Source organism: Robinsoniella peoriensis (assembly GCF_000797495.1).
GTDB lineage: Bacteria > Bacillota > Clostridia > Lachnospirales > Lachnospiraceae > Robinsoniella > Robinsoniella peoriensis.
Map to the genome: position 1 here is coordinate 43,732 of NZ_JTGN01000009.1, position 12,949 is coordinate 56,680.

The 12,949-nt window shown below is 39.4% G+C and carries 11 protein-coding genes and 1 pseudogene; 2 read left to right on the plus strand and 10 right to left on the minus strand.

Going from position 1 to position 12,949, the window contains the following annotated elements:
• Positions 1 to 65 precede the first annotated feature (65 nt).
• The 6 genes from QR40_RS18460 to QR40_RS18485 form a co-directional block, all read right to left on the minus strand.
• On the minus strand, positions 66 to 1,112 hold the full coding sequence (locus QR40_RS18460) for a sugar ABC transporter substrate-binding protein (RefSeq protein WP_052430935.1): 1,047 nt from the start codon (positions 1,110 to 1,112) through the stop codon (positions 66 to 68).
• Between the two features lie 32 nt (positions 1,113 to 1,144).
• Complete coding sequence (locus QR40_RS18465; RefSeq protein WP_044296341.1) at positions 1,145 to 2,008, minus strand: class II fructose-bisphosphate aldolase; 864 nt, start codon at positions 2,006 to 2,008, stop codon at positions 1,145 to 1,147.
• Entirely contained in the window at positions 1,995 to 3,557 is a 1,563-nt protein-coding gene (locus tag QR40_RS18470; RefSeq protein ID WP_044296342.1) for an FGGY-family carbohydrate kinase, read from the minus strand. Before QR40_RS18470 ends, QR40_RS18465 begins: the two co-directional genes overlap by 14 nt.
• Positions 3,526 to 4,305 carry an SDR family NAD(P)-dependent oxidoreductase gene (locus tag QR40_RS18475; protein WP_044296343.1) on the minus strand — a complete coding sequence of 260 codons (780 nt, stop codon included), beginning with the start codon at positions 4,303 to 4,305 and terminating at the stop codon, positions 3,526 to 3,528. Before QR40_RS18475 ends, QR40_RS18470 begins: the two co-directional genes overlap by 32 nt.
• 28 nt (positions 4,306 to 4,333) lie before the next feature.
• Positions 4,334 to 4,816: an ureidoglycolate lyase gene (locus QR40_RS18480; protein WP_044296344.1), complete on the minus strand. Its 483-nt coding sequence runs from the start codon at positions 4,814 to 4,816 to the stop codon at positions 4,334 to 4,336.
• A gap of 219 nt (positions 4,817 to 5,035) precedes the next feature.
• Complete coding sequence (locus QR40_RS18485; protein WP_044296345.1) at positions 5,036 to 5,905, minus strand: MurR/RpiR family transcriptional regulator; 870 nt, start codon at positions 5,903 to 5,905, stop codon at positions 5,036 to 5,038.
• A 401-nt stretch (positions 5,906 to 6,306) separates the two neighbouring features.
• Between QR40_RS18485 and fabV the strand changes: the two genes are divergently transcribed.
• Positions 6,307 to 7,473 (plus strand): enoyl-ACP reductase FabV, encoded by a 1,167-nt coding sequence (gene fabV / locus QR40_RS18490; RefSeq protein WP_044296346.1) that lies wholly within the window; start codon positions 6,307 to 6,309, stop codon positions 7,471 to 7,473.
• A 2-nt stretch (positions 7,474 to 7,475) separates the two neighbouring features.
• Here fabV and QR40_RS18495 read toward each other — a convergent pair whose 3' ends face one another.
• From QR40_RS18495 to QR40_RS18510, 4 genes and pseudogenes are all read right to left on the minus strand, one after another.
• Positions 7,476 to 8,378 (minus strand): tyrosine-type recombinase/integrase, encoded by a 903-nt coding sequence (locus QR40_RS18495; protein WP_044296347.1) that lies wholly within the window; start codon positions 8,376 to 8,378, stop codon positions 7,476 to 7,478.
• Positions 8,379 to 8,498: 120 nt separating this feature from the next.
• Positions 8,499 to 8,648 (minus strand): annotated as a pseudogene (gene ilvN, locus QR40_RS18500) (acetolactate synthase small subunit); the annotation flags it as partial.
• Between the two features lie 2 nt (positions 8,649 to 8,650).
• On the minus strand, positions 8,651 to 10,387 hold the full coding sequence (gene ilvB, locus QR40_RS18505) for a biosynthetic-type acetolactate synthase large subunit (protein WP_044296348.1): 1,737 nt from the start codon (positions 10,385 to 10,387) through the stop codon (positions 8,651 to 8,653).
• 85 nt (positions 10,388 to 10,472) lie between these two features.
• Positions 10,473 to 11,051 carry a TetR/AcrR family transcriptional regulator gene (locus QR40_RS18510; RefSeq protein ID WP_027292966.1) on the minus strand — a complete coding sequence of 193 codons (579 nt, stop codon included), beginning with the start codon at positions 11,049 to 11,051 and terminating at the stop codon, positions 10,473 to 10,475.
• Between the two features lie 210 nt (positions 11,052 to 11,261).
• Between QR40_RS18510 and QR40_RS18515 the strand changes: the two genes are divergently transcribed.
• Complete coding sequence (locus QR40_RS18515) at positions 11,262 to 12,911, plus strand: diguanylate cyclase (RefSeq protein ID WP_044296349.1); 1,650 nt, start codon at positions 11,262 to 11,264, stop codon at positions 12,909 to 12,911.
• Positions 12,912 to 12,949: the final 38 nt, after the last annotated feature.

Here is a 12,949-nt window from a genome sequence, read left to right on the forward strand (position 1 = left end):
GTGTTTGAACAGGACAATCCCTGACACAATGAATATACAAACACGCTCTATGGCAGATCTTTTCATCATTGACAGTTTTCTTTATTAATCAGTTCTACCGGAACTTTGATATCTGCTTCTACCTTTTCCCCTGCCAATACCTGATAAGCGGTTTCTACACTGATTTTTCCGATATCTTTTGGATGCTGTGCTGCACTGGCTAACATTTTGCCTTCCGCAATTGCTGCCTTTCCGTCATCGGATCCGTCTACGCCCACGATCCGAACCTGTTCCAGCATATCTGCACTTTCTACAGCCGCCACGCAACCAATTGCGGATGGATCATTCAGAGCAAAAACTCCATTTAAATCCGGATAAGACTGCAATATATTTTCCATAACCGGTAACGCAGTATCTACGCCTGGCTGTATTTCCTGACTGTCTACAATCTCAATTCCTTCATGTTTTCCAATCGCTGATTTAAAACCATCTGCCCTGTCTGCGCAAACTTTTGCTACATTGTAGGTCAGCATTGCCACTTTTCCTTTGCCATCCAAAACTTTAGCCAGTTCTTCCCCAATAAGCTCTCCAGCCATATAATTGTCTGAAGCTACCGTTGCAACAACTGCACTTGCATCATCTACTGGAGAATTATATGCAATAACAGGTATTTCCGCTGCCTTACATGCATCCAGAGAAGCTTGAATGCCATTAGAATCAACCGGATCAATCAGCATTACATCTACTCCCTGCTGAATCATATCCTCTATATCTGTAATTTGTTTTGCCGGATCAAATCCAGCATCCATGGCAATCAGATCATCTCCGGTTTTTATGGAATTTTTCATACCATCCAGGATATCAATGTAAAATACATTTGACTGATCCGCGATAGAGACCCCAATCTTTAACCCCTTCCCATCCTCTTTTGCTTTCTGTGTACTGCTTTCTTGCTGCTCATCGTTTTTAGCTGTCTCTGATGTGACGGATGTTTCCCCGGATTCTAAAGTACCTGACGCTTCCGATGATCCTGATGTACCTGTTGTTTCATTTCCTGCCGAACACCCTGCTGCCGTTAATGCAAATACCATTGCCATACCGGTTACTGTAATAAATTGTCTGAATTTCCTCATTATAAAACCCTCCTTAAATTATATGTTTTTTGCTATACCCTGTCCCTGGAACCAAATAAATTTATTTTCGATTCTATTAATTTTGCCGCTTCTTCCATTGCATACTGGAATGTGATGCGGGGATCATATTCACTGGAATCTTTTTCAACAGAATGTATCATTCCCTGGTGATAAGCTATTTTTAGTTCTGTCGCAATATTAATCTTACTGATTCCATTCTCAATGCATTCCCTGATGATTGTATCTGAAAGCCCGCTTCCGCCATGAAGTACTAATGGGATATCTGTACATCTTCGTATCTCTTTAAGTCTTTCTATATCAATGTGCGGTTCTCCCGTATAGAGACCATGTGCAGACCCAATTGCCACCGCCAAAGAATCAATATCCGTTCGGTCAACAAATTCTACTACTTCTGACGGACTGGTAAGCTGTGTCGCATCAAGTCCATGATTATGTGCATATTTACTGCCTTCAGCACCTCCTACCAAACCTAATTCAGCTTCAACGCTTACATTTACAGAGTGCGCCAGCTTTACTACCTGAGCTGTGGTTCTTACATTCTCATTAAATGGAATATGGGAACCATCATACATTACAGATGTAAATCCATTTACAATGCACCTCGCTGCTCTTTCATAAGTATCACCGTGATCTAAATGCAAAACTACTGGTATATCTGCATTTTGCGCCGCTATTCGAACCATATTGCTAATTTCCTCAAGTCCGGCATATTCAATCTCCACAGGATGTAATGCTATGATAACCGGAGAATGCAGTCTTTGTGCTGTTTGGATGACTATTTTTATGTATTCTAAATTACAGACATTAAATGCCGGTACTGCATAACCGCCTTTCATAGCCGGAATCAGCACACTTTTCATATTAGCAAGTCCCATTATTTTGTCCCCCTTCTTCTATGATTAAACGCATCTTGTCGTTCACTTCTTTCTGATTAACGTATAACTTTTTATAGAGCTGCCGGTACACCGCTTCATATTTTTCATGATTCCTTTGATTTGGTATATAATACTTATCTTTGTTCTTGCCATCCACAGAATTGTTTAAGGAATCTATAATATTTGCATTGCGTGCTGCAATAATCGCATCACCCAATGTAACTGCATCCTTCTGTGCTTTCACGCGAATGGCAATTCCCAGGACATCTGCTTTACACTGCATCCAGAACTCATTTCTTATACCGCCCCCTATAGCTATAATTTCTTTAATTTTCTTTTTTTTGCTTTGTTCCAAAACCAGACGAAATTCCATACACATTCCTTCGATCACTGCCCTTGCCATGTCACCCGTTGAGGTCTCCTTTGATAACCCATAAAAAGCACCTTTGGAGTGATTGTCCATGACAGGCACACAGCATCCAGACAGGTGAGGCAAAAATAAGACGCCATGGCTGAGTACCGGGGCACTTTTGCTAATTTCCTCAAATTCTTTATATCCGCTGTCTGTCAACTCTTTTCCAAGAAGTGTTTTTACAGCCCAGTCAATGGTCTGGCCCCCTGACGGAATTCCTCCTATAGAATAATACCGGTTCTCAAATACATGATATCCCCATAAATATCCATAATAAACATCTCCCATGGCCTGCAGGTTTTGCTCTGTCAGACAAACGGATTCTGTTGTTCCAATGGAAGCTACTACCTGATCTTCTGACACTGCTCCTACTCCGAGGCAGCCTGCCATATGGTCAAACCCTGCAATCGAAACACTGCACTTCTCTCCAAATCCCCATTTTTTTATTAAATCTTTTCGTAGATAACCCAGGCTTTGATTCTGAGCGATAAGCTCAGGAAAAATCGATTTCCTGATATCGGCAATCCGCAGTATTTCATCTGACCAATCCGCCTTTTTTAAATCAAGGGCCATTGTTCTGGATGCCATAGAATAACTGATCCCATGCCTTCCCGTCATTCTGCCTGCTATGTAATCACTCATGCAATGGAAACAGCAGGCTTTGTCATAAGCTTCTTTTTCATGCTCTTTCAGCCATTGAAGCTTCATAACCGTATAAATGCTTTGCAGTTCCAGGCCTGTAATTCTGTATATCTGGTCAGCATTTATCCTGTTTTTCCACCAATCCACATATTTATCAGTGCGGATGTCATACCAAGGAATCCCTGCTGTGAGCGGTTTAAAGTCTTGATCTGTAAGAACACAGGATTCTCCCTGACTGCTGACTCCAATTGCCGCCACGGAATCTGCATAACCGTTTGCAGTAACCATAATGCATTCTTCCAAACGGTTCCATAGTTCCTCCATATCATACTTCGCCCATCCATTTGAAGCCTTTCTTACCGGTGTCACAAATTTATTTTCAGAAATCAAAACCCCATCTTTTCCATATGCCCCAATTTTGCAGTGCGTTGTTCCAATGTCAATCCCCATAAATATCATATGCTTACCAGGCTGTATATCCTCCATCCACCACATAGGCAGCTCCTGTTACAAAGCTGGATGCATCAGATGCCAGATAAACTGCAATTCCCATAAGTTCATCCGTCTTACCTGAGCGTCCCATTGGTGTCATGGAAAACCATCTTTCAATTGCCGGATCCTTTCTCTGATATCTGTCTTCACTCATTTCTGTCCTCATATAGCCGGGGCAGAGTGCATTTACACGTACTCCACGCTTCGCCCACTCAGCTGCCATTGATTTTGTAAGCATGATGAGCCCACCCTTAGACGCATTATAAGCACACTGATTTTGAGGAGTATTGACAATCATTCCTGACATGGATGCAATATTAACAATACTTCCTTTGCCTTGTCTGAGCATCACTTTCCCTACTTCTCTGGAAACGATAAAAGGTCCTGTCAGATTCACATCTATAACTTCTTTCCAGTCTTCTGTAGTTACCTTTTCTGCATCATCCCCCCGCCAGGTTCCGGCGTTGTTAAATAAAATATCAATTTTTCCAAATTCCTGCATCACCTGCGAAACCATACTTTTCACATCATTTTCATCTCGCATATCTCCCTTAATAACAGTACATCTAACACCTTCCGCTTCTATTTCTTCCTTTGTCTTAAGGGCACTTTCAATATGCCTTGCAGCAATAATAATGTTTGCCCCTGCCTGTGCAAGTCCTAATGCCATAGACTTTCCCAGACCCTGCCCTCCTCCTGTTACAATTGCATTCCTTCCTTTTAATGAAAATAATTCTTTTAAATCTGACATCACTAATCCTCCTTTGAATCCTGATTATTTATAATTCTATTTCTAATTGCTGTTCCTGCGTATATTCCATAACTGTGCAGTCATTTTTATAGATTCTTTCCGGAAGTATAATCAATACATGAAGTTCTAACCTATTCACCGGAAATGCCCCCATATGCCAGACTCCCGTATTCAATTTTACCAAAGTGCCTTTGGGTACTATAAATGCTTCTGTTAATTCCGGCACAGGATGATTTGATGGCGGTGCCACATGTATTACCGCATCATCATCCATAAAAACCATTCCCTCTCCAGTAGTGTTGTGATATTCAGCTGCCGTCACTATCATTTTCTCCGGCTTTTGTATGACAAGCGGTGAAAAGGCTATCGGCATATATCCAGATACTGGCATGACAACCTGGTCATTATAAAAATCTCCCAGGTGATTCCCTATAGGATTCAGGATACTGGTGAAACTCCCATAAGGTACAAATAACTCCGTTGTAATCGGCTTTGCTTTAATCTTGTTCATTTTTCCTCCTATTCATTACATATTTTTGTTTTCTTGCTGCCACTTCTATAAATAATGGAATAAATATTTATTCCAGTTATTTCCATATTTTTCTGAAATTTTCATTCATTTTAAGCGCAACAATCTAAAGCAAATAAAAATAGTATTATTTACTCTAAAACCGGACAAATGTTCTTAAAATTTATGATCAGATAGTTATGTTTATATTATCTGTTTTATTTACCTTCCAAATTGATTTTCCCGTATCAGCTTCTGATTTTCTTTTAGTTTTTCTGCCGCATTATCCCAATTCATTGCAGCATACGCCATGCATAATGCATCTAACATAACCAGTTGGGATATTCGTGAAGAGGTAGCCAAATCATGCTTCATATAAGACTTACTAAAAGATACAAGCTGGCAATCGCTGTAATTTACTATTTCAGATTTCGGGTTTTGTGTAATGCACAAGGTTGGAACTCCGTTTTTCTTTGCCGTTTCCAATGCCATAACCGGAACTCTTGATTCTCCTGATAAAGATATAGCAATGGCTAAATCTCCAGGTTTTAAAGAATTAGCTAACATTAGCTGAACACCATGCTCCTGCTCCACCTGTGTGGATTTACCATACATGGAAAGATGCCAATGGAGATCATAAGCAACCACATAAGAACTACCTATTCCAAATATTCCTATTTTTTTTGCTTCTTGAATCATTTTTAATGCCTTTAACATATTTTCCTGATTCAGCATCTCAGTTGTAAATTTCAAATCTTCCTGTTCGGCTAACATTATCTTTCGGATTACCTCAGCTTGAGAATCTTCTTTTGTAATGCTTTCGGGTACCGGCTGCTGATTATCTGCCCCCAAATCCTTTGCCAGACGAAGCCTAAAATCAGTATATCCCTTAAATCCTATTTCTTTACAGAAACGGACTACTGACGCCTCACTTACATGTATCTCCCTTGCCACCTGACCAGCTGTGGCTTCTATTATATATGCAGGATTTCTTATAATAAAGCTCCCTATTTTCTCAAGTGAATTAGTCAGCCTTCCTATGTTTCCTTTTATTAATCGAATTACTCCACTATTTTCTGTATTATCCATCATGTCGCTCACTCCCATTGTGCATATTGTATATATTTATTTTATAATTTTATTTTATATACACATTATGCCACCGCTTTAGTTATATGTCAAGAGTAATATTTGAAAATTTCAGTTATTTTTATTAATCTATGAAATTTTAAATTATTTTCCTTTGATTGTCACATTTATAATCAGATATATAAAATTTTTAATGATTCTAAGATGTTTTTAATATGCTTCTCTGTCCATAATCCGCGAAGCGGCATCCTTAATTATGATATGTTTTTTCATACTATCATATTTCATCTTCATAACACTATATAATTACTTTCTAATCTGGAAATTATGTATTGGCTTTTCCATTAGAATATGGTAGAATTTGTTTTGATATTCAAAGTATCTATTATAAGGAGGAAACTGAATTGGTAATTGAACCAAAAGTTAGAGAATTTATCTGCACTACTGCCCATCCGGACGGCTGCCGTGAAAATGTAATGAGACAAATAGAATATACAAAAAAACTAGGTAATACAGAGGGGCCAAAGAAAGTCCTGATTATCGGATCTTCTACCGGATATGGTCTGGCGTCGCGAATCACCGCCACATATGCCTGCAATGCTTCTACCCTAGGCATCATGTTTGAAAAGCCTGCTGCCCCGCCCCGCAGAACCGCTACACCAGGCTGGTATAATACGAAAGCATTCGAAGAAATCGCACAGGCTGATGGTTATTACGCAAAAACAATTAATGGAGATGCCTTTTCTGAAAAAGTAAAACTGGAAACAATAGACATCATAAAAAAAGACCTTGGGAAAATCGATATGGTTATTTACAGTCTTGCAGCTCCACGCAGAACTTTAGGTGACGGTACTGTTTATTCCTCAACCTTAAAAACGGTGGAGCAGGATTTTACTAATAAATCATTAAATCTTAAAGATAATTCTATTTCAGAAGCTACCATTCATCCTGCATCGGAAGAAGAAATAACAGCAACGGTTAAGGTTATGGGCGGCGAAGACTGGATGGACTGGATGAAAGCCCTTTCAGAAGCTGACGTACTGGAACCAAATGCCGAAACAGTTGCATATTCTTACATAGGACCAAAGCTGACCTATCCGGTATATTACAATGGAACCATCGGCATCGCAAAGAAGCACCTTTACGATACCTCCCTTCAAATAAATAAAGATTTTTCCCATAAAGGAATTCATGCATATATATCCGTAAATAAAGCCCTGGTTACCCAGGCAAGTTCCGCCATTCCCATTGTTCCGCTATACATGGCGATACTTTATAAGGTAATGAAGGACAAGAACCTGCATGAAGGGTGCATTGAACAGATCAACCGGCTCTTCCGGGAGAAATTAAATTGTGGATGTCCGGTTGCTGACAAGGAAGGCCGCATCCGTCTGGACGATTATGAAATGAACGAAGATATTCAATCCCAGGTCATGGAATATTGGGATCAGGTAAATTCCGAAAATATAAATCAGTTAGCAGATATGACCGGATACTGGGATGATTTTTATCATATGTTCGGATTTCGGTTTGATGATGTGGATTACACAAAAGATGTAACGCTGGAGTAAATTCAAACAACGGGCGGTTCTATCTTTATTTTTACAAGATCGTTTGCCGCCTTACTAAGATTTTCATTGTATAACACGTTGTCGTAACGCTTTATATGCATCTGAGTGATGCCAAGCTGGCCTGCAACCTGCTCCGGCTTGGCACCATAGGCGAACATAATGCTGCCGCAGGTATTTCTCAGGTCCCTGGCACTGTATCCCGGAACACCTGCAGCCTTCGTGAGCTTCTTCATCATTAAATGGCAGTATTGAACATTTAATTTACTTTGTGAACGGTTGTAAAACAGATATTCACAGTCTTTTCTTATGCTTAAGTAATGTTCCAGAACTGCAGCTACATCTTCCGGAACATATCGTAGTTCATCACTTTCCTTTAAGATTATAAAGACTCCATTTGGATCAGCCACAAGATCATTGGGTTTTAAGGCACAGACTTCTGTAGAAGAAAGTCCCATACGTCCAAATAGGACCAGCATGGTATAGTACATTGGGTTGCTTTCTGCCACTTTTAAAAGTGCATCCAGATGTTCCATGGGAACAGGACTAACAAGCTGATCTGCTGACACCAGTCTGATTAAATATTCATAGAAAAAATCGTCAAATCCAGCCGGTGCCTGATATTTTGCTTTATCACGGGCAATGTACTCGGAAAATTTATGGATTTCACGGATCTTCTTTCCCATCGTTGTCGCTTTCATTTTTCCATCTCCAACTTTTGAAAGCAAATATTCATAATATCTGTCAGCCTCTCCTTTTTTCGTCTGCAAAAGATCCTTCTTGCAAAAATCAATATACTCATTTATATCACCGCAATAGCTGCTGCGGGAAATAGCTTCCAGCTTTTTTGAAAAATCCAGCCAGGCATTGTTAGTTTGCCGGGAAGCATATTCACTGGGTTTTCTCATAAATGTGGCCTCCTTCCGTAAATTTAGATTTGATAAAGCAGAACTTCACTAAAATTTATAATAAGTTTAACATACTATCATATTAGATGCAATTCCTGATAGCCTCAATTGCCACACTTCCACCGTCATGCGGGAAATGGAGATATCCTCTGTTGAGCCTACAGTTAAACTATTTAAATTATAGGATTTACCAGAAAACAAGCCTGCAATGCGTGCCAAAACACCAACTTCATTTTCAACTAAAAGACTGATCCATCGTTTTTTCATCATCGTTAATTTCCACCTCCAATTATCATATCTTTCAGGGGATTTCCCGGAGGAACAATCGGCAGTACGTTTTCTTCCCGTTCTATTATAAATTCAATCACCGTAGGTACCTTTTCATTTTTCTTTGCCTTTAATAATGCATCCTTAATATCTTCTTTTTTCTGTACCCGGATACCTGTGGCACCATAACTTTTTGCCAGATGAATAAAATCAGGGATATATTCCGGGCAGCATTTCGTTGGCGTATTGCATGTAATGGAACAGCTTTTTCGGTAGCGCATACACGTACTGGAATATCTTTTATCATAAAACATCTCCTGCCATTGCCGGACATTTCCCAAGTATCCATTATTAAATATGCAGATGATAATCGGCAATTCATAGACAATGGCAGTTGCCATTTCCTGTATGTTCATTTGAATACCTCCATCACCGCAAATTGTAATAACATCCTTATCGGGATTTCCTAATTTTGCTCCAATGGCTGCCGGAAAGCCGTACCCCATCGTGCCTAAACCGCCGGAAGTCAACATTTGCTTACTCTCTGTTAATTCCAGAAACTGAGTAGCCCAGAGCTGATTTTGTCCTACATCCGTCGTAATTACCGCATCATCAAAGGTGTCGTTGATTTCATTTATAACGGCCAGTGGTGTCACACCCGTTGCCCTTTTTTGCTCTGTTTTAAGCGGATGCCGCTGTTTCCAAGTGTAAATCTGTTTTATCCATGCTTCTATTTCTAAAGGTTGTGCTTTATCCAAAAGTGTAAGAATTGCATTTTTAGCATCTGCCACAATCGGAATATCAACTACGATATTCCTGGAAATGGATGCCGGATCAATATCCACATGGATAATAGCTGCCTTTTTAGCAAACTCACTTACTTTTCCGGTGATCCGGTCGTTAAAACGAACTCCGATGGAAAAGAGTACATCACATTCACTAATTGCAGTATTTGCCGCATAACTGCCATGGATACCAAGATTGCCGATATATAGAGGATGATTGGTTGGAACGGCACCTTTTCCCATAATCGTAGTTACAACCGGTATACCAGTTTTTTCTGCCAGTTTTGTCATTTCCCTGCCGGCATGAGCAATGTTGACTCCGCCGCCTAAAAGGAATAATGGTTTATCCGAGCTCCCCAGGCATTCCAATGCCTTTTTAACCTGGCCAATATGTACTGCAGTGTTTGGTTTGTAACTCCTAACTTCAATTTGTTTGGGATAAAGATCACTTCCCATTTCCTGTTGGATATCTTTTGGCAGGTCAACGACAACCACACCGGGCTTACCGGATTTTGCAATATAAAATGCCTTTTTGATGGCCGCTGCCAAATCCTCACGTTTACGCACCGTAATGGCATATTTACTGATGCTTCTGGTGATACCGACAATATCAACTTCCTGAAAAGCATCATTTCCAATCAAATGAGTTGGCACCTGACCGGTAAAGCAAACCAGGGGTACGCTGTCATAATTGGCCGTTGCAATACCTGTTACCAGGTTTGTTGCACCCGGACCGCTTGTAACCAGACAAACTCCCACCTTACCCGTTGATCGTGAGTAACCATCAGCGGCATGGATCAATCCCTGTTCATGGCGGGGCAGAATAACATTGATACCTTCTGTTCCATAAAGTGCATTGAATAAATCTATGGCCTGCCCGCCGGGATAAGCAAATAGCGTATCTACCTTTTCTTCTTTTAATGCTTTCACAAATAAATCTGCTCCTGATATTTTCATTGTATATTCCTCCTTTTTGTATGCAAGTACTTGCTTGCTATATAGCTATTTTTTAACGGTACGCTCATGAGATTGTACCGTTGCTTTATTTTTGTAATATTCCATTAACAAATGTTGTAACCGTTTGTTTTATAAATAGATCCCGATCTGTTTTAACCAGATTTTGTTCAAAGGAAGCACTGAGAAATGTATAACCAAATGTGCTTGAAAAAATAGTCATTGCCAGACATTCAAAATCTGAATGTGGTACCTTACCCTTCTGCTCCATTTTTACTAAATAATCAGTTAACGAAGATATAAATGTCTGTGGTATTTTCATAATTAATGGAGCTACGTCATCATAGATCTGCGGAGCCCGAAGTCCAATCGAAAGTTTTACAAAATCAGATGTTATCCGGTTCATGTATTCCATCATAAACATCTCCAGATCCGGCTGTAAATCCCACTGAACATTTTGAAATATCTCCGGAGTGATATTTCCCCTCCATTTTTCCTGTTCCATTCCACACATTATTATTTGCTTTTTATTCGCAAACTTCCGAAACAATGTACATTCATTCACCCCTGCTAACCTGGCAATGTCCTTCGTGGTTGTCGCCACATAACCTTTACCTCTTACTAAAGTCAATGCAGCATCTATTATTTTTTGGCTTGTATCATCCATTTTTCTCGCCTTTCTGTTATGCAAGTAAGTACTCTCATTCTATTAAATATAGTGGGTCTTGTCAAGCAGTTATTTATAATTAAACTCTATATACAAATTCTATAAATCGCTCTATTGGGTTAACTATTCTGTCTCAGGATATAATACTGGTGTAGTAACTGTTATAAAATAAAGAAAATACAAAAATCATTAAAAAAGGAGCGATTTCTAATGAAATCTTTAAAGACTAAAGTAATTGCACTTGTTTTGGGATGCATGCTATTATCTTCATTTGTCATTGGAAGTTTCAGCATTTTAAGTTCAAAACGTGCCGTATCAGCCGATTCTGCCCAGATCATGAATTTAATTTGTGAAAATAAATCACAAGAAATCAGCGCTCTTCTATCCAGGATTGAACAGTCAGTTAACACACTGACCCTCTATGCTTCCAGACAGATAGAAAGCACTGAAAAATTTAAGACGGATTCTGCTTATGTGGATCAGTACACAGAACATCTAACAGACATTGCAATTAATGCAGCAACAAATACAGAAGGTGCCATGACTGTTTATATACGTTATAATCCTGAATATACCAGTCCCACATCCGGACTGTTTTGCAGCAAAAGCAGTACTGACAGCACTTTTCAACCGCTAGAACCTACTAATCTTTCCCTCTATGATTCATCTGATACCTCCAGGGTCGGATGGTTCTATGAACCTGCAAAAAACAAAAAGGGCACCTGGATGGCACCTTATTTGAACGATAATATCAATATTGAGATGATTTCCTTTGTAATTCCATTTTACGTTGATGATGTTTTTATAGGCGTTGTTGGAATGGATATTGATTTTAGTGTACTTCAGACAATTGTTGACGAAACTAACGTTTATCAAAATGGGTATGCATATTTAACAGATGAGAAAGCTAATCTCATTTATCATCAGGACTTGCCCCGGGGTACATCGTTAATGGATTATAATAATGGGGAGTTTCGGGAAGCTGCAGAAATGCTTCTTCAAAATTCCAGCGAGAACTCTCTGATATCTTATAGCTATCACGGCTATCAGCGAAAAGCTGCATTTCGCAGCCTGCAAAATGGAATGAGGCTTGTACTAGCCGCTCCTATCTCAGATATCGACAAACAGGCTAACCTGCTGATACTGCAGATTTTGATTGCATCATTTGTGATTGTGGCGCTTACCGCCATACTAACCTTTATTTTTACCAGGCGACTTGTGAAACCACTGCTGGAACTGACTGCAGCAGCACAAAAAATAGCTGCGGGAGATTTAAGCATTTCCATAACTCATCATTCCAATGATGAAGTAGGAACTTTGGCTGAGAGCTTTCGTGAAACTGTCAAACATCTTCATAAGTACATATCCTATATTAATGAGCTTGCATATCGTGATCCACTCACAGGTGTAAAGAATAAGACTGCATACCTAGAAGTTGCAAACAAAATGGATGAGCTTGCCAGATTAAAACGGCCCGAATTTGCTGTGATCGTTTTTGATATTAATGGGCTGAAAAATGTAAATGATACCTATGGACACGACTTTGGTGACATACTAATCGCAGATACCTGTAAAATCATCTGTCATACTTTCAAACAAACTCCCATCTACCGGATTGGGGGGGATGAATTTGTGGCGCTGTTAGAAAATGATGATTATAAAAATAGTATCCAATTACTGAATCAGCTGCAAAAGGATATTGATGCTTACAATGAACAGCCACATAATACAATCAAAATTTCTGTAGCAAAAGGAATTGCTGTCTATTCAGAGGCAACTGACTATACATTCCAGGATGTATTCAAAAGGGCTGACAATGCGATGTACTATAATAAAGCAAAAATGAAGTCTAGCGTTTAAGTACAATTTATAAAAACAGCAGTAAATATCTTTACACA